The sequence below is a fragment of the Mixta sp. Marseille-Q2659 genome (genome assembly GCF_940807255.1).
Classification (GTDB): domain Bacteria; phylum Pseudomonadota; class Gammaproteobacteria; order Enterobacterales; family Enterobacteriaceae; genus Mixta.
Genome location: NZ_CALNWY010000049.1, coordinates 1 through 17837, shown reverse-complemented (window position 1 = coordinate 17837; position 17837 = coordinate 1). Strand labels below are relative to the sequence as shown.

Annotated in this window: 21 protein-coding genes; 19 read left to right on the top strand and 2 right to left on the bottom strand. The window is 52.2% G+C overall.

Annotation, left to right across the window (positions count from 1 at the left end):
- The first annotated feature begins 88 nt into the window (after positions 1–88).
- The 8 genes from P3C52_RS20115 to P3C52_RS20080 all read left to right on the top strand — a co-directional run bounded on the left by P3C52_RS20115 (position 89) and on the right by P3C52_RS20080 (position 6174).
- Positions 89–1462: a DUF3560 domain-containing protein gene (locus P3C52_RS20115; RefSeq protein WP_275556649.1), complete on the top strand. Its 1374-nt coding sequence runs from the start codon at positions 89–91 to the stop codon at positions 1460–1462.
- An 89-nt stretch (positions 1463–1551) separates the two neighbouring features.
- Complete coding sequence (locus tag P3C52_RS20110) at positions 1552–2115, top strand: methyltransferase (RefSeq protein WP_275556648.1); 564 nt, start codon at positions 1552–1554, stop codon at positions 2113–2115.
- Positions 2116–2183: 68 nt separating this feature from the next.
- Positions 2184–2363 carry a hypothetical protein gene (locus P3C52_RS20105; RefSeq protein WP_275556647.1) on the top strand — a complete coding sequence of 60 codons (180 nt, stop codon included), beginning with the start codon at positions 2184–2186 and terminating at the stop codon, positions 2361–2363.
- 374 nt (positions 2364–2737) lie between these two features.
- Positions 2738–3823, top strand: a complete 1086-nt coding sequence (locus tag P3C52_RS20100) for a HEPN domain-containing protein (RefSeq protein WP_275556646.1) — start codon at positions 2738–2740, stop codon at positions 3821–3823.
- A 702-nt stretch (positions 3824–4525) separates the two neighbouring features.
- Positions 4526–4843: an antirestriction protein gene (locus P3C52_RS20095; protein ID WP_275556645.1), complete on the top strand. Its 318-nt coding sequence runs from the start codon at positions 4526–4528 to the stop codon at positions 4841–4843.
- 143 nt (positions 4844–4986) lie between these two features.
- Positions 4987–5259: an antitoxin gene (locus P3C52_RS20090; RefSeq protein WP_275556644.1), complete on the top strand. Its 273-nt coding sequence runs from the start codon at positions 4987–4989 to the stop codon at positions 5257–5259.
- Positions 5259–5624: a type II toxin-antitoxin system PemK/MazF family toxin gene (locus P3C52_RS20085; protein WP_123803252.1), complete on the top strand. Its 366-nt coding sequence runs from the start codon at positions 5259–5261 to the stop codon at positions 5622–5624. The genes P3C52_RS20090 and P3C52_RS20085 overlap by 1 nt, the downstream gene beginning before the upstream one ends.
- 175 nt (positions 5625–5799) lie before the next feature.
- Positions 5800–6174: a hypothetical protein gene (locus P3C52_RS20080; protein WP_275556643.1), complete on the top strand. Its 375-nt coding sequence runs from the start codon at positions 5800–5802 to the stop codon at positions 6172–6174.
- A 513-nt stretch (positions 6175–6687) separates the two neighbouring features.
- Here P3C52_RS20080 and P3C52_RS20075 read toward each other — a convergent pair.
- Positions 6688–7815 (bottom strand): MFS transporter, encoded by a 1128-nt coding sequence (locus tag P3C52_RS20075; RefSeq protein ID WP_275556642.1) that lies wholly within the window; start codon positions 7813–7815, stop codon positions 6688–6690.
- Complete coding sequence (locus P3C52_RS20070; RefSeq protein ID WP_275556641.1) at positions 7812–8357, bottom strand: TetR/AcrR family transcriptional regulator; 546 nt, start codon at positions 8355–8357, stop codon at positions 7812–7814. Before P3C52_RS20070 ends, P3C52_RS20075 begins: the two co-directional genes overlap by 4 nt.
- Before the next feature lie 703 nt (positions 8358–9060).
- On the opposite strand from P3C52_RS20070, the gene P3C52_RS20065 reads away from it, so the two are divergent.
- From P3C52_RS20065 to P3C52_RS20015, 11 genes are all read left to right on the top strand, one after another.
- A complete protein-coding gene (locus tag P3C52_RS20065; RefSeq protein WP_275556640.1) occupies positions 9061–10416 on the top strand; it encodes an esterase-like activity of phytase family protein in 1356 nt (451 codons plus the stop codon).
- 389 nt (positions 10417–10805) lie between these two features.
- A complete protein-coding gene (locus P3C52_RS20060; protein ID WP_275556639.1) occupies positions 10806–11465 on the top strand; it encodes a DUF6088 family protein in 660 nt (219 codons plus the stop codon).
- Between the two features lie 11 nt (positions 11466–11476).
- Positions 11477–12526 carry a nucleotidyl transferase AbiEii/AbiGii toxin family protein gene (locus P3C52_RS20055; RefSeq protein WP_275556638.1) on the top strand — a complete coding sequence of 350 codons (1050 nt, stop codon included), beginning with the start codon at positions 11477–11479 and terminating at the stop codon, positions 12524–12526.
- A 662-nt stretch (positions 12527–13188) separates the two neighbouring features.
- On the top strand, positions 13189–13767 hold the full coding sequence (locus P3C52_RS20050; protein ID WP_275556637.1) for a hypothetical protein: 579 nt from the start codon (positions 13189–13191) through the stop codon (positions 13765–13767).
- 46 nt (positions 13768–13813) lie between these two features.
- Complete coding sequence (locus P3C52_RS20045; RefSeq protein ID WP_275556636.1) at positions 13814–14023, top strand: hypothetical protein; 210 nt, start codon at positions 13814–13816, stop codon at positions 14021–14023.
- A gap of 50 nt (positions 14024–14073) precedes the next feature.
- The gene (locus tag P3C52_RS20040; protein ID WP_275556635.1) at positions 14074–14637 is read left to right on the top strand and encodes a JAB domain-containing protein; all 564 of its coding nucleotides are present in this window, start codon (positions 14074–14076) and stop codon (positions 14635–14637) included.
- Positions 14638–14745: 108 nt separating this feature from the next.
- Positions 14746–15111 carry a hypothetical protein gene (locus tag P3C52_RS20035; protein WP_275556634.1) on the top strand — a complete coding sequence of 122 codons (366 nt, stop codon included), beginning with the start codon at positions 14746–14748 and terminating at the stop codon, positions 15109–15111.
- A 671-nt stretch (positions 15112–15782) separates the two neighbouring features.
- Positions 15783–16286 carry a hypothetical protein gene (locus P3C52_RS20030; protein ID WP_275556633.1) on the top strand — a complete coding sequence of 168 codons (504 nt, stop codon included), beginning with the start codon at positions 15783–15785 and terminating at the stop codon, positions 16284–16286.
- Between the two features lie 88 nt (positions 16287–16374).
- Complete coding sequence (locus tag P3C52_RS20025; RefSeq protein WP_275556632.1) at positions 16375–16698, top strand: hypothetical protein; 324 nt, start codon at positions 16375–16377, stop codon at positions 16696–16698.
- Between the two features lie 140 nt (positions 16699–16838).
- On the top strand, positions 16839–17078 hold the full coding sequence (locus P3C52_RS20020) for a hypothetical protein (RefSeq protein WP_275556631.1): 240 nt from the start codon (positions 16839–16841) through the stop codon (positions 17076–17078).
- Positions 17079–17166: 88 nt separating this feature from the next.
- Positions 17167–17397, top strand: a complete 231-nt coding sequence (locus P3C52_RS20015; RefSeq protein ID WP_275556630.1) for an XRE family transcriptional regulator — start codon at positions 17167–17169, stop codon at positions 17395–17397.
- Positions 17398–17837 lie beyond the last annotated feature (440 nt).

The following is a 17837-nucleotide window of genomic DNA, read 5'->3' as shown; positions in this document are numbered from 1 at the left end:
GCGTTCAGCCTGATGCCCGTTCGCCCGTTCTGCCCTCACGGCGAGGAACTCGGAGAAACATCACATGAAACCACACGGGAGAAACAACATGTCACAGCAGAACGTCAACACCACGGCTTCAGAATCTGAAGAATCATCGCTTTTTAACGGCCAGAGCTATCGGGCTACCTACTCACCGGATGATAACAAGCTGCGCCTTTATTCGGTGCTGCGTCTTGATGGGGAAACGTATCAGCGCGTAAAGCTGGCCGGTTTTAAATATGCGCCGCGTCAGGGGCTTTTTGTGGCGCCGATGTGGACGCCGGGCCGTGAAGACCTGCTGATCGAGCTGGCCGGCGAAATTGAAGATGAGGATCAGTCGCTGTTTGACCGCCAGGAGGAACGCGCGGAACGCTTTGAAGAGTACAGCGAAAAGCGCGCGGCCGAGTCAGGACAGGTGCTGGCCGCCGTGGACAGTCTGGCTTCGGTTATTCCCTTCGGTCAGCCAATTCTGGTCGGGCACCACAGCGAGCGCCGCGCCCGTAAGCAGGCGCAGAAAATTGAAAACGGCATGCGCCGCGCGGTCAACCTGTTTGAAACGTCAGAATACTGGGAGCGCCGTGCAGAGGCCTCGCTGCGTCACGCTGCCTACAAAGAGCGCCCGGACGTGCGCTGGCGCCGCATCAAAAAGATTGAGGCCGATCTGCGCAAGTCAGAGCGTGAAATACAGAACGCAGAGAAATTTATCAAACTCTGGTCGTCTGCAAACCTTAACCGGGCGATGGCGCTTGCCATTGCGAATGTCGATCACCTCTATTGCTGCTTTACCCTGGAGAAGTACCCACGCCCGCCGGAGAAAAGCCAGTATGAAGGCAGCCGCAGCATCTGGTCAGCCCTCGAAGACAACATTATTACCGCCGAACAGGCCCGCGATATTTGTATTCCCTGCCATCAGCGCACCATTACGCGACAGAACCGCTGGGCCGCGCACTACCGCAACCGCCTGACCTATGAGCGCGCCATGCTGGACGAGTACGGCGGGGTGCTGGCCTCAGACACGGATATGGTGCCGGGCGGCCAGGTAAAAAGTCGCGGGGAGTGGCTGACCATCATCCGCGTAAACCGCAGCGGCGGAAAAATCAGCTCACTGGTCACGTCGGAATATTCATTCATGGGTCGGGAAGGAGCCACAACCACCATCACGCCCGATCGCATCACCGAATATAAGGCGCCCAGCGCAGAGGAGGCAAAAGCGGCTAAGGCGGCCGCGAAGCGTCCGCCGATCGTTAACTACCCGGGTGAGGGCTTCGTAAGCATGACAAAGGAGGAATGGAGCAAAAAGCACGCCGATTTTAAACAGGTGAAGGGCATTGCGGCCGGTGACGATCACAAGGCTTACCGGATACGCCGCGTCATGTCCACGGGCTACACCCTGTCGCCGGTGTATATCACCGACATGAAAACGATAGAGTTGCCGCGCTGACAGGCCTGACTTCCCGGCGCGCCCGGGGAGGATGTGTATATACAGATGAAGATACAAAGTGCCGGCATTGCCGGCACGGGGGAGAAAAAATGCGAACCGAACTCAGCGCGCGAATTGCGCAGATGCAACAGAAACTCAGCAATATGCAGCCAGTCGCCCGGGTACATGCTGACACGCAACTGTTTGTTTCGTCAGATCCGGTGTGCCGGAAGCTTGTCACGCTGGCTGATATCCGTCCGGGTAACCGGGTGCTGGAGCCCAGCGCAGGAACGGGCGCCATTCTTCGCGCAGTGCTTACCGCCGTGCCGGCAGTCCGCTGTGAATGTGTGGAAATGAACGCGGTGCTGGCGCAGCATCTTAAAAACACGTTTCCGGAGGTGCCCGTAACCTGCGCGGATTTCCTGAGCTGTACTCCGCAGCCAGTCTATGACCGGATTATCATGAATCCGCCTTTCTGCCACGGCGACGATCTGAAGCATATCCGGCATGCCCTTAAGATGCTGGCGCCGGGCGGTAACCTGGTGGCGATTTGTGCAAATGGCCCGCGTCAGCAGCGGGAATTTAAGCACATTGCGACGCATCAGGAGGTGCTTCCTCGCGGGGCATTCGCATATACAGACGTTTCCACGATGATTGTCCGCATTGATGTCTGACAGAAAGTATCGCCGATTCCGCGCACGCGGGGCCGGATTTGTGCCGACAGCTGAGGCCGCGAACGTCAATGGCCGCTGATAACGGCTGCGGCGGCTGCGCCGCCACGGCGGTTATTCTGCTTTTGCCTGCGCTTTCTCTCTCCGGGGTGTTGTCTCAAGGACTTCTCTCTTCGCTTCCTGCTGCTGATATTCCTGCTGTGCTACAACGGCTTCTCTATCTTTTACTGACTAAAGGTCAAAGAGATTAAATGCGTGATGGCCACCTCCGGCTCCCCAGCATTGCCGGGTCGTCAGCCCCACTGCGCTAACCGGCAGGGCCGGTAAGCTCCGCCGGACCGCAAGCGTTCCGGGCCTGCCGGCTAGGGTCTGATGGCAAACGGAAAGGTCATCTTCTACCCGTGGCTTAAAGTCCGCTATGAGCGAGGAACGGAAGTCCGGGATTGTCTCATATCCGATTATGACGGGAGCATATTCGTGATTAGGATCATGATGAAGGCAATATTAAAATCGGGGTATCTTAATCAACGGGGAGCAGGTCACCTGCAGTCTAATACCCGCCTTGTACACATGAGCGAACAGTGGACATCGCACCTTCAATAATTATTGAATTTCTACACAACCAATGCAAAAATTCTCACTTAATGAGAGGGTAGATATAAAACATACATATTGGGTAAAGAAAAATATGGGAAGAAATATAACTTTGTACCCTAACAAGGCAACTAAAGATGAACTTAAAAATTATCTTGAAAGTTTGGGGTTCGAAAAGTGTAAACACCTTTGGGAATGGCCAAAAGGAACTTTGAATTACTATTGGTTTGATAATACAGATTTCAAATCAATTGATGGAGTTTCAGCTGATATATTTCCTGTTTCAGATGACGACTTACACATATCTGGTAATAAATGGGCATTGCATGTGCGTAACTTATATAGCGCCAGCTGGTATGATGTGAAAATGCTCAACGATGTTTTAAAAGGCGCAAGGCGTCTTTTCGGTGGGACTATTATTGGTGATTACGGGAAAAATAGATATGCCACTCTATGGGAGGATTCTAGCACGCCTATCAGTAGGGGGATTTCTTCAATATATAATCATGTTCACCAAGAGATTTCCTCCGTTAAACATGCCTTGCCAGATTCTTCAATTAAGTTAAACCCACCGGAGGATGGCAAATCATCCGAATTCTTTTATCTCATGCAAAGCATGGATCCAAGTAGAGTTATATATAATGGATTAGTGCCTTTTGCAGTTGCAATGTTTGAATACTTCTTCTCCCAAGCTTTTCAGGTTCTTATAAAATATGACCCTTTTGCAATAAAAAAGAGAACATTGCATAAGCAAAAAATTGATTTTGACGTTTTACTTGAAATAGAAAAAGGAAGTATGTCAATAGAAAATGTCATTGCAAGGAACTTCACCTTCCAAAATTTAGATCAGCTTAATAAAGCTTATAAAGAATGGTTGGATATAGATGTAAGAGCAATTCTTTTCAAGAAAAAAAGAATTGGAAAGTCAGTTACTTTTCTTGAGAATAGGATTTCTGAAATAATACAGTACAGGCATGGGATAGTTCATCACTTTGCATTAGATAGATCCTTGAACCGGGATGGATACATTCATATATTAGAAGCAATTGAAAAAAGCATAATTGAATTCATCCATTCCATGGAAGGTAAATACAAATTTAAGTTAAATAATTGTTAAGTAATTAACTTGAATAGTGATGGCAATGTCCGCTTTTGGCACACAGCGGACACTGGCATCAACACCCTGATGGCTACCTTTGGCTCCCCGGCGTTGCCGGGTCGTCAGCCCCACTCCGCTAACCGGCAGAGCCGGTAAGCTCCGCCGGACCGCAAAAAGACGCGTTCCGGGCCTGACGGCTTGGGTCTGATGGCGAACGGCAAGGTCAACCCCTGCAGCCAGCTGGCGCTGGCGCTTCTGCAGGTTACCGCTGCGCGACAACCTGTAAGGACCGGCCCGGCACCGTGGTGTGCCGTTTCGGGGCTGTGCCCCGTTCATCTCCCGCGTTCTGTTTCGTTTCCCGAATCCCTTCGCCGTGCAGAAACCTGGCACCCGGGCGTCTTCACGCAAGGGTCGCACAGCTAAACGTCAGCACCCGGTCCCTGCGGGCTGCGGCTTTGCCGTTTTCCCCTGCGTTCAGCCTGATGCCCGGTCGCCCGTTCTGCCCTCACGGCGAGGAACTCGGAGAAACATCACATGCAACCACACGGGAGAAACAACATGTCACAGCAGAACGTCAACACCACGGCTTCAGAATCAGAAGAATCATCAGGGAAAAATCTTTTCTGCGCCCAATAGGTACCTGCGAGCCTGCGCCTGACATTCCTGGAGGGCTTTTTTGGTCGTCTGGGTCCGAAAGCTCCGCTTTTACTGGGTCACTGGATGCAGTCTCTCTGCCAGGACTACGCAGGTGGGTACTGGGAGTATTTTCACACCAGTAACAGCGCCTGCTTTATGGTGCCGGGATTTGAAGGCAAAAAACATTTTCAGATCCTGTCCAGAGGATTCAGTGCAGGCATGTCGGCAGAGGCCGCAGGTGTCAGTGCCACGCTGACCGTGTTGAAGTGTCTCGCCTGGCAGGCATGGAGTGAAAACGGCAACGATCCGTTGACTGGTAAGCTTAACCATCATGAAAGCGCCCTGTGGGAATACGCCCTGACGCTTGATGAAAAGCGCGTTATTTGTCTGGCAGTGGCCTGAATAACTGCGACGCGGGCAGCTAGTCGCCCGCGATAACGGTCCCATATGAGAACGAAATTATGGCTAAAAAAACAGCTTTCAGGTGTGACTTAGTGTTACTTTGTGGTAAGGTAAGTGTAACTAAGTCACACACCGGAGGACATATGGCATCAACAAGACTTCGTCAGCAGGGCGGGGCTGTCGTGCTGACCATCCCGAGCGACATCGCGGCAAGAGCGGGCTGGACGGTTGGCATCGAGCTGGACGTGACCGCAGAGGGCGAATCCGTGAACATTGTGCCGGTTGCGCGCGTACCGCGCGGTCGTCGGACCGTGGCGCAGCTGCTGGCCGGTATCGATCAGGAAGAGATTCAGGGCTACAACGAGGCGTCTGCCGACGGACTGAACGATGCGCCGCAGGGCAGGGAGCTTATCTGATGGTTTCAAGGAGGGTACCACAGAAAGGCGAAATCTGGCACGTTAACGGCGATCCGGTGGAAGGCCGCGAATTTAAAGGACCTCATTACTACCTGGTTATCTCTCAGCGCGAGCTGGTTGCGGCGCTGGGAACGGCGGTTTGCGTGCCGGTGACAAGTGGCGGCGGTGCATCGCGCTCGCAGGGCGTGACTGTTTACCTGGATGGCAACAGTACAGATACCGGCAAAGTGACAGGCGTGGCGTTGTGCTACCAGCTGCGCTCGCTTGATCTGACCGCGCGCCGGGCAAGCTATGCCGCCACGGTTGAACCACATGTCATGGATGAGATACTGTCACTCGTTGTTGATTTAATCGATCCTCGATGAAGAAAGATAAACCTGCTTATTAGTTTTCACGAGGAAAGTAAGGGTCAGGCACGGCACCAAACGCCTGCCTGATTTTGCACTGATGATTTGTTTTCATTACATCACCTGCACTTATTCCTCACGGGAAAACGCTTCATATAATTGAAATGACGCGAACGTACGCGCTGGAGAAAAAATGAGCTTCGGAGTGTTAAATGCTGTCCTGGTCATGGGCTACTGCATAATCTCGAAATGTTTCTTCCCTGAGCTGCACGGCGCAAGTTACTTCTTTGGCCTGGCCCTGTGCGTCATTGCGGCAAAAATCTTTGCCTCCGGAAAGAAAAACCCTGCTGGAGACGAGATAATTTTTCGGCTACTGTTCCCGTTTACTGGGCTGGCGATGATTATTGCCGGCATCTGGTTTTATCCAGCGACCGAGGCGATTACTGCCTCAGAAAGCGATATTGTCCCGGCCAGTGGAGCGTTTCCGGAGGAGGTTTTCACCCTGTTCTTTATCTGTACGGGCGGCATCATCCTGATCCTGAGCATGGTCAAGATGCTGAAGAAATGAATCCTGATTTTACTGGCCGTATGAGGAGCAACCTTTACGGCCTGTATTCCGGTTCAGCCAGAAAAGCGGGCGGCCCTGCGGGCCGGGTAAAGCCGGAGCTGACGTACAGCCTCTCTCCCTTCGCCTGCGATTTCTCTCTCCGGGGCGTTGTCTCATGGTCTTCTCTCTTCGCTTCCTGCTGCTGATATTCCTGCTGTGTTGCAGCTGCTTCCCTGTTTTTCACTGACTAAAGGTCAAAAATACCAACGTCATGATGACCACCTCCGGCTCCCCGGCATAGCCGGGTCATCAAGCCCCACTGCGCTAACCGGCAGAGCCGGTAAGCTCCGCCGGACCGCGTGGCGTTCCAGGCCTGCCGGCTGGGGTCTGGTGGCTAACGGAAAGGTCAATTTCTGCCAGCGGCTTAAGGTCCGCTATGAGCGGAAGCGGACGTCGCCCCCTGATAAAATATATGTCACAGCAGGGAAAGGGAGTTGCGTGAGCTGCAACCATGCCTGACTGGCTTAAGCGCGCTTACAGGATCCGATGTTTATGCTGAATCGCAAAAACTAATAACACGGGCAGGGCGGCAAAAATGAGCAATGCGGTCTTGCCGCTTGTCAGCGCATATAGCTGACCAAAAAGTATCGAGCCAATGACCTGCCCGACAGCCAGCATGAAAAACAGGGTACTGACGCCGCTTGCCGGTGAATTTTCTGTCGCTGCGGCTCCCCACACCAGCAGCACGCCGGAAAGTGTCACATAACCTGCGCCACCCAGTACCACGCCGGGAAATAACCACCAGGAAAAGTGATGACTGAAGGCGATCAGGATTAACGGGAGTGCCAGACAGCACTGTGAGAGTCGATAGATCTGTTTCATGGCAATAACTTTTGCCAGTGGACCCGTGATAGCGCCGGCAATGCCGGCAGCACCTGCCGTCATCCAGAGCAGGCTGATGGTGCCTTGCCCGGTGCCTAGCCGATGCAGCAGATCGGGGCCAAAACTCCACCATGCGGCACTGGCTGTGCCGCTAAAAAATGCAATCGCCATTAATCGCAGAAGTGCAGGGCGGCGCAAAAAGCCGTGCAACAGAGCGGATTGCGTTAAGGGCTTCTCTTTCGGCAGGATACGCCACACCGGAAGGGCGCACAGCAGCGCCAGAAAAGCGAAAACGGTGCATGCCATCCTCCAGCCCCCTGGAAACCAGAATAAAACCGGCACAGAGACGATAATGCCTGCACTCGTACCGGCGTTGATTACCATGTTCATTTTTGGTTGCTGTGTGTCGGCAATGGCCTGGCTGACCGCTGCCGCAATGGATGGGGAGGCTAGACCGGCGCTCAGCCCGGCAATAAAAAGCCCCAGGCCCAGCCCCCCTTCTGAATGCGCAACCGAAATAAGCAGCAGGCCAGAGGCGGCACTGAGCGATGAGATAAACGCAGGTAACCTCGGCCCCGCCTTTGCTAAAAGCCACGGTGTCACCAGAATGGCCAGGCAATAGGCGATAAAACTGCACGCTGAAAGTATGCCTGCCAGTTGCGGCGTGAAGGGAATATCCCGCATGACATCAGGCAGCATCACGCCCCATGCAAAGCGCGCCATGCCATAGGAGACGGCGATAAGCGCAAACCCGGTCAGCCCCAGCCACCTGTTACTCATGGACAGCCGCTAAAACTATGGATGAGTTGAAGTGAGACCATTTTCCCTCTCTCACAGGCTTCGGGCGCCCCCATCACCAGGGCGGTCGTCAACGTCCCTTCAAACAGCGTCCAGATTGCGTCGGCAAGCGGGGGATTCTCTCTGCCACAGCTATGGCTGATGCATGTTGCAATGTATGCACGCATGGCGTGTCGGTAAGCCATGGCCTGTTCCGCCAGCATGGGTTCTTTTTCAGCGTACTCACTCCAGACCTTAAGAAAAAAACACCCTTTGATGCCATAGTCGTTCATCCATTTTCCCATCACATTAAACAGATGACTTATCGACTCCGGTTCTTCTGGTGGGCAGAGTGCAGAGAAGAAGCGTTCGCGGCGCTCATTCATAATCGCCGCTGTCAGCGCTTCACGTGAGGGAAAATAACGATACAGGGTCCGGGTCGACACGCCCGCTTCCCGACAGATGTTATCGGTACTCGTAGCATGAAAGCCGTTAAGGTAGAACAGCCGCTCAGCGGCCTGGATGATGTCTTGTTTTTTATTCATACCTTAAAATTAAACCGATCGTTTTACTTTTTCAAGGCAGCGTTTTCGGGATGGGCAGTAACGCATCGTGGCATTACGGGCGTAAAGGCGCGCATGGAGCAGGCAGGCGGCGGGCCTCTCTGGTGGGAATGGGCGAGAAGCGAAAGATGAATCTGAGCCTGACGCTTCTCATCACTAACTGTGATGCCAGTGATTCTTTTTCCATTATCAGACAGAACGATTGGTTGAATAAATTTCAGGCGCACGGTGTGTTTTGCTCGTGTCGACAAACAGCCGTAACGCGACAGGCATATGACGATTCTGAGAAAAACAGAGCGCCATATCTTGCGAGGCTATGGGTCTGATGGCGACTGTCAGATAAATTTCTTCCAGTGGCTTAAAGTCTGCTGTGAGCGAAAAGCGGACGTTACCGGTTTAGGGACAAGACGCCACCAGGCTGAGCATCTTTAGCTACCTTGTCAGGCGATGCCTGTCTCAGTGAACTTTCTGCCTGAGGCAGTACGGGCCAGCGTCTGCTTCAAAGTCACCGCCTTTACCCTGAAATTTTGACCATAATATCTAAACATATCGGTTCATTCTCTCACCATTCCCCTTCCCAGTGGTGGAGAATCAACCTGTTAGCAACCAATGTTGCCCGGAGATTTCATTTTTCTGTCATTTTTGTTCTTTACGCTGCCAGCTTCCCTACATGGATATTAACAATATGAAAATAAAAGCTATTTCATTGGTTGTCGGCTGTGCGCTTTCATCATCAACGCTAGCGGCGCAGCCGCAGGTCGAGCGCTATATCGTCAGTTTTCCCGAAGGTACACGCGTAAGCTACAACGGCGCGTTTGCCAGCGCGTTTCCCAATGGTTTGCCGGTGGGGATCGGCTCCGGTTTACTGTTTACCGGCAAGCAGGGGGATGCGCTCACCTTCGCAACCGTCACCGATCGCGGGCCGAATGCTGACTCGCCTGATGTGGGTAAGAGAGAGGCAAAAATTTTCGTCACGCCAGAGTTCGCCCCGCTGCTGATGCAAATTCGAGTGCAGAACGGCAAAGCGGAGGCCATGGACGCCCGACCGCTGCATGACGATAAGGGCAATATTAACGGATTACCGCTGCAGGAGGGCGTCATCGGTTCAACCAATGAAATCGCGCTAAGCGATACGTTGAAAGTGCTGCATGGCGATAACCGCGGTCTGGATACGGAAGGCATTACGCCAGACGGCAAGGGAGGGTATTGGCTGTGCGATGAGTATGGTCCTTTCCTGATTAATGTTGATGCGCACGGCAAGATCCTGACAATTCACGGGCCGCAGGCAGCAGAGGGAGAGAAAGCCATCGCGGGCGGTCTGCCGAACGTTCTCAAATGGCGTCAGCCAAATCGGGGATTTGAAGGTCTCACCCGCATGCCGGACGGGCGTATCATCGCCGCGGTGCAGAGTACGCTGGATATCGACGGTAAAAGTAAAAATCAGGCGCGCTTTACCCGCCTGGTGAGCTTCGACCCGGCGACCGGGAAAACCGCGATGTATGGTTACCCTGTCGACAGCGCCGCTTACGGTAAAAATAGCGACGCAAAAATTGGCGATATCGTGGCGCTCGACAATCAGCATATCCTGCTGATTGAACAAGGCAGCGACAAAGACGATGTGATACGCAATCTTATCTATAAGGTGGATCTTAGCCCGGCTACCGAGCTTGCCGCGTTTGATAAGCCTGGCGAGTATCCGGAGTTTGACGACGAGAAAGCGCTGGCGCAGCGCGGCATTAAGCTCGCCGCTAAAACGCTGGTGGTCGATTTACGTCAACTCGGCTGGCAGCACGAGAAGGCCGAAGGTCTGGCGCTTATTGACAACAAAACGCTGGCCGTCACCAATGACAATGACTTCGGCGTGAGAACGGTCATGCAAAATCCAGTTGAAGGTAAGAAGCGTAAGGATTATCGGGTGACCGAACAGGGAACGCTTACGGTAGATGATAAGCCGGTGGCAACGACTATCGGCATAAAGCCGTTAAAGAAACCTGAGTCGGACAGCGAGTTGTGGATTATTACGCTGGCGGCACCGCTGTAATAAACGGTCTCCCCATCCCAGGCTGCATCCCTTAATTGCATCACTTTTTGTAAAAGAGCCGGATGCAGCCCAGTTTTGCCATCGACAGATCATTCCTCGGCGTTTGGTCACAGCGGGCTACGGGCCAGACATCGTCCGCTATGAGCGAAAATCGGACATTAGAAAAGCGTAATGTGTCAATCATCGGGGAGCAGGTCACCCCGTTGAAGGCTGGACAATCCAACGTTTAATAAGCTTCCCTTGGGGAGGAACATGATGCCTGTTTGGCGTCAGCATGAAGTACTCCGGATCATCGGTAGGGACGCAATTGCGGGGATGAAATAGCTGGCACAAATGGACAAAAGGATGCAGAATTATGAGCCATGACTTCGCATTGTCAGGTGCCGAATATGCCTAAATTAATTCATAAATCACATGCTAATGCAGCCGTAAGTTCTTCTGTCAGCTCCTACATCAATCATCAACTGCCCGGGCGTGTGTTTACGCATGAGCAAATGATGGAACGCAAGGGCATCTCTGAAGACCAGAGATCTGCTGCATTAAAAGCCCTAAGCCGAATGGTTAATGAGAAAAAGATCATCCGCGTTTCTCAAGGGGTCTATTATCGTCCTAAGATGAGCCGTTTCGGTAGCTTGCCCATTGAGCCTCGAGAGCTTATTACTGCTGTTACGAAGTCAAAGAAAGCAACTATCGTTCCTGCGGGCATCGCGGCGGTTAATGCATTGGGACTGGATACGCAACTACCTATGGTGCGCAGCTTTTTCAGTTCAGCACGCCTTCGTGCAAAGTATAACGTTAAAAACGTTAAGTTTGAGTATAAAGAGTCACTCCAATATTTTGTGGAGAGATTGAATGTCAAAGACGGGGAACAACGCGCCAAAGCGTTGCTGTTCTGGAGTGCATTAAATCACATTAATAATAATGATGTAACGTTCTATAAGGATGATCTTTCAAAGAGGTTTAATGAAATTTTGACACCTCAGACTCAAGAATCATTCTTTAAGTCCCTTCCTGTCTCTATGAAATGGGTTAATGAATATCTCGTATAGGGTTTATCTAATTGACTAAGTTATTTAATATCCCCCCCGATGAATGGGGGGATGTTTTTAAAGCCGCGGAGGGAAATCATCCGCTTGGTTATCCGGCTTATATCATTGAAAAAGATTTCTGGGTCACTCAGACATTGTTAGCTATATATAATAAAATAGCCCCGGGTTTTAATGAGAGTTCCAGTGAGCCATTCATATTCAAGGGAGGAACTTCGTTATCTAAATGCTATAATTTAATAAATCGGATGTCAGAAGATATCGATCTCTCAATTGCTCTCGATTTGTTAGGCTGTGAAAGGGTGACAAAAGAAGAAGGCGTCAGTAGAAAAAGCCGTAGACAAAAAGCGGATGCTATAGATGATATAGCTAAAGAATTTGTGAGAGATAAACTTTATCCAAATCTAACATCCATTTTGAAAGCGATGGATCACAGGGTCATTGTTGAAATTTCGCATGAAAAACCTCTCGACATATCAATTTATTATCCAAAATCCCTGACTGATAGTGACTATGGCGGAGCCGTACAACCCAGAGTGCTGTTGGAGACAGGTGGTCTTTCTTTAAATGATCCTACTGAAATAAGAAGTATCCAGCACATGCTTGGTGAGTGCATTGAAGATTTGAAGGATGACGGCGTCGAGATAAGTGTGGTTGCATTGTCACCTCAGAGAACTATGCTCGAGAAAATATTTGGTGTACATGTTAATCTGACCCAAAATAGAGGTAGACCAAAATATGCAAGGCACCTTTATGACATAGCCATGTTATATACCTCTAATCCGGATTGGTGCAAAAATAAAACCATGTTTCTTGATGGCGTTGATTTTTCAGATGTCCATTATAAAACGCATGAAGAGTCATGTATCTCTGCCGAGACTGGTCCAATTATTCTTGTACCAGTTGATGAAAGAACACGTGAATACTACAGAAGTGATTGGCTAAATATGGCTGATATGTTTCCTGGAGGAAATTTACCATTCTCGTTTGATGAATTGATTGAAAAAATTAGAGGAATACAAAAAGAAATCAATGATTCGTTTTATGATCTTAAGAATTCTTGATTAATGATTTATTTTAATTTATGAGGACTTTAATTGCTCAGCAAAAAATCCAAGGGTTGAAAAGACTAAAACATTTTCAAGTCAGGGATTGGCAGACCCCAGCCTATATCTCTTATCGCGAATCGTACACATGCTTCGGTTGTGTTTTTCGCAATGTCCGCTTATGGCACAAAGCGGACACTGGTATCAACACCCTGATGGCCACCTCCGGCTCCCTGGCGTTGCCGGGTCGTCAAGCCCCACTGCGCTAACCGGCAGAGCCGGTAAGCTCCGCCGGACCGCATGGCGTTCCGGGCCTGCCGGCTTGGGTCTGATGGCGAACAGCAGGGCTCAACCCCTGCAGCCGGCTGGTGCCGGCGCTTCTGCAGGCCGCCGCGTGGCGGCTACCTGTAAGGACCGGACCGGCGAAAAGCCGCCGTCCGGGGCTGTATCCTGTTCATCTCCCGCGTTCTGTTTCGTTTCCCGAATCCCTTCGCCGTGCAGAAACCTGGCACCCGGGCGTCTTCACGCAAGGGTCGCACAGCTAAACGGCGGCACCCGGTCCCTGCGGGCTGCGGCTTTGCCGTTTCCCCCTGCGTTCAGCCTGATGCCCGTTCGCCCGTTCTGCCCTCACGGCGAGGAACTCGGAGAAACATCACATGAAACCACACGGGAGAAACAACATGTCACAGCAGAACGTCAACACCACGGCTTCAGAATCTAAAGAATCATCATTCTCAACGACAAAACCCGCAGAAGATGTCAGCTATGAGGCTATACGCCGTGCCTTTCGTCGCAATCTTTTTTTGGTCGATTATCCGCAGTTCAACGTGAATACCGTGGCGCTGCGCAGCGATTTTAAAATGCATCTGGAGTACCTGGCGGCGGCGACGTTTACACGGGACGAGGCTTCATTTGATACGGGGAATTACCGCTCCACAACAGAGCTTATGCTGATTAATCCGCATGAAAAACTCCTGATTACCGTTGCCGTGTTTGCACCCAAAGCTGGCGTGGCACCGGAAACCTATGAAACCCGTGTCGTGCATTCAGCAAACCCGATCGGCGACGAAGAGTATGTGGAGCTCAGCGAATATCAGACCACCAACGTTTATAAGTCAGCGGGGCTGCTTAACGTGGCGGCGCTGGAGTTGTTCTGGACAGAACATGAGGGGCTGAAAAAACATGCGCAGGCCAGTCTGCCGAAGGCCAATGAGTACAGCCCGTTTTGTCACTGGCAGTTTTCCCGCCTGAAAGGTTAATGATTCATTCCCCTGCAGCACGCTGCAGGGGAAACAGGAGAAAGCAATGAATACACAGGAACGACTGGCGGCCGCGCTGAAAAATCCGCTGCGGGCAGGATACGTGACATACACCGGCCACGTTATGACCGGAGCGGAATGCATCACCTACAACCGCTATACCGCCGAAGCCGCACGACCGGGAATAAGCGGGCAGGCACGGGAGTTTTTTCTCGATCAGCGGCACCGGTTTTTCGTTCTGATAAGCGAAAGCTGACAGCCGGTAAAGCCGAAAAATATCACAGCCAGACACACGGGAGACGCAATATGTCACAGCAGAGCATCAGCACCGGTTTTACAGAGTCAGAAGAAACCGCGCTGGAAACAGTGGGAGCCAGTATCCGCTTTTTCAGTCACCTTCATGTCCGGGACATACAGGGTAACTATGTTATGGCTTCGGTCAGTCAGATCCTTAAAGAAGCAATGCGGGCTATCGATTTCCGTTACCCTGCAGGCACCGCCTTTGCATCTCCAGAAGTATCAGCTGAATTTTTCCGGGCAAAACTTGCCGGTCGAGAAAGAGAAATTTTTGCCGTCGCATTTCTTAATAATCAACATCAGCTGATAGCGTATGAAGAACTGTTTATGGGCAGCATTGCATCTACCGAGATCCATCCCAGAGAACTTGTCCGTGCGGCATTACGAATTAACGCCGCAGCGGTGATCCTGAGTCATAACCACCCTTCATTTAGTACAACGGTATCCCGCGCAGACAAACAAATCACAGAGCGCCTGAAAAAAACGCTTGAACTCGTAGCTGTGCAGGTAATCGATCACATCATCGTGGCAGGTAATGAGACTGTATCAATGGCAGAGAGAGGACTTATTTAATTCCGGGAAGAAAAAAGGCAGGGGGTTAACCCTGCCAGATTCCGCCCCTGGTATCCACGACGAAGCCGGGGCATCAGAGAAACACTGACCACAGAACAGGAGATCAATGTGTCTACACAATCAACTTTACCGACAGATACCACAACAGTAAACCCTGAACAGAGCGATGACCTCGAGCCGGTAACCATGAGTACCATAGAAGCGATAGCCGCGATGGCTGAAGACACAGAAAGTCCTGCGCTTATCTGGGGTAACACGGATCGGGCAACGGTCGCGGCTGAAGCGTTATGGGTCTTTGCCAGGCGAACCGGGCTTGATGGCCGGGGAGACGATGCATATACGGCCATTCAGGATCTGATAGCCAACCTGATGCACCTGTGCGGGCAGGAAGGCATAACGGGCGGGGAGGTAACATTTGCATCGCTGGTCAGCATGGCTGAAATGCACTATCAGGCAGAGCTGGAGGAAATGTAACGCAACAAGGGCGGGGCCGTTTATGGCTCTGCAGCTGCATTCACCGGCGGCTGAACGGCGGGCGGCCCTGCGGGCCGGGTAAAGACGGTGCTGACGCACCGGCTCTCTCCCTTCGCCTGCGCTTTCTCTCTCCGGGGTGTTGTCTCAAGGTCTTCTCTCTTCGCTTCCTTCTGCTGTTAAGGCTTCTGCTGTGCTGCAGCTGCGTCGTCATCTCTCTTTCCCTGAAGAAAAAAAGCAGCAACGTCGTGATGGCCACCTCCGGCTCCCCGGCGTTGCCGGGTCGTCGAGCCCCACTGCGCTAACCGGCAGAGCCGGTAAGCTCCGCCGGACCGCAAGCGTTCCGGGCCTGCCGGCTAGGGTCTGATGGCAAGGGCCAGGTCAACCCCTGCAGCCGGCTGGCGCCGGCGCTTCTGCAGGCTGCCGCGCGCGGCAACCTGTAAGGACCGGCCGTCGGAGACGTCCGGGGTGTGTTCATGCTGTCCTCACGAACGATGCCTTCATGTTCCGGATGGTTCTCCGCGGAGGGCTGGTCGTAGCAACGTCATTCGTTCAGCGCAAGGGTGAAATGCACGCCTGCGGCGCCCCTGCACTGCCCGCCTGACGCCGCTTACTTGCCCTCTGCCGCGAGGAACTCACCGAAACATGATTAACCACCAGAGAGGAGAACCAGCATGAACACACAGAACGTCAACACCGCCGCTTCAGAAGCTTCCAAAACATGGGTTAAAAGCCGAAAAAAACAGGCTGGTGAACTGGTTTTTGTGCGTGTTGATACGGGCAAGGTATTTAGCCAAGCGATCACGCTGAAAGACGGAAGCATTGTGTCTCTCTTCAGCTTTGAAACGCTCGATGAATTACAGATGCAGTATGGCGACATGGCACTGATGACAGAGTCTGAAGCCGATGCGCTGTTCTGTACGCGTATTTTCCGCCCGTGGGAGGAAATCACAGAGGATCGCTGGCTGGATCAGCTGACCGTCCTGCCGCCGCTGGACTGGTGTTCATCATCCGCAGGCGAGACGTTCAAATGCAGCGAAATGCATTCGGGCAGGGTGACGCATATTTTTGCGCACATTCGCGGACGCTATTTTGAGTGCAGGGACTATGCATCGAAGAAACATGCGGATCTGATATTGAGTGCCGTACTGGCAATGGCTGCGGAACACACGCATTAAAAAAGCAGGCCGTAGCCTGCTTCAGTAACGGTCGGGACGTGCAGCAACACGGCTCGGCCAGCATCAAAAACACAAAGGAGATAACTCTATGTCTGATACACGTATCGTCGCACACACAAACCCTGCTGTAAACGCTTCATCCCTGACAACTCCCGCACACGATTCACAAATTCTGACGGCAGCGCAGTTTAAAGATCTGTATGTGTATCTTTGCTATGTAGGCAGGTTTGCCGGTTTCAGCGCTGTACCCTGGACGGTGCTGGCATTATGTGACGTTATTGAAGAACCGGTGGAGGAACCTGAAGGATTGCAAATCTACTTTAAAGATGGCTGGCCGGTAGCGGTGCTTGAATTTGATCAGGGATATCGTTTAGCTCCAGGCTTTCCTGATAATCAAACAACGGGCGGTTAAACGCGGGCTAAAGAAGGAAAGATTATTAGTGCTTTGAATGAAAATTAAACAGTAGTCCTGGTCTGGCAGCGAAGGCCAGCGTATAATAACACTGTGGGATTCAGACTGGCTGAGTCCCGGCCCTGTAAAGGAAGAGACCGATGTCTGTAGCAGATATGAACGAACTTAACATTACCCGAATTAATGCCGAGATTGCCAAGCTCATGGCGGAGACTCAAAAACTGAATGAAGAGTCCGTTAAGCTCGCTCGTGAGACTGAAAAGCTCAAGGCTGAATCAGGAAAGCTGACCCGGGAAACCTTCTGGTATCCGGTTGCGGTTGCTAGTGGGCTTGTGGGTACGGTCGCGGCAGTCACGACGTTCCTGATTAAAATGATTTAATCAGAAGGAGGGGCGCAAGCCTCTCCACATTCTTATGCGCAAAATAATCAGTTTTACCCCTCCCTCCGCCAGTTCACTTGAGCGAATTATGAAACAGCTTGGCTGTACGAACAGCCAGATGGCTGTTCTGGCGGGCGTCAAGGATGGTAATCAGTGGCGCAAATATACCGGCAGTAATCCTTCCCGTACGATGTCAGCTACCACATTATTTTACCTTGCTGCGCAACTTTCCCTGTCACCTGATGAGTTTGATCGCGTACTGGACGAAATGCGTAATCTGGGCGCTGATATTGAAACAGAAGAACTGAACCCCCGCTAAATACATCGTCACATGCCCGAGCCAGATTCAGGTGCGCTTAACCCCGGGCGGCCCTGCGGACCGGGAAAAGACGGTGCTGACGCACCGTCTCTCTCCCTTCGCCTGCGCTTTCTCTCTCCGGGGCGCTGTCTCACGGTCTTCTCTCTTCGTTTTCTGCTGCTGTTATTTCTGCTGTGCTGCAGCTGCTTCGCGAACTTGCTTCCTCTCAGGATCATAAACGTCAACGTCGTGATAGCCACCTCCGGCTCCCCGGCGTTGCCGGGTCGTCGAGCCCCACTGCGCTAACCGGCTGCCGCCGGTAAGCTCCGCCGGGCCGCAAGCGTTCCGGGCCTGCCGGCTAGGGTCTGATGGCAAGGGCCAGGTCAACCCCTGCAGCCGGCTGGCGCCGGCGCTTCTGCAGGCTGCCGCGCGCGGCAACCTGTAAGGACCGGCCGTCGGAG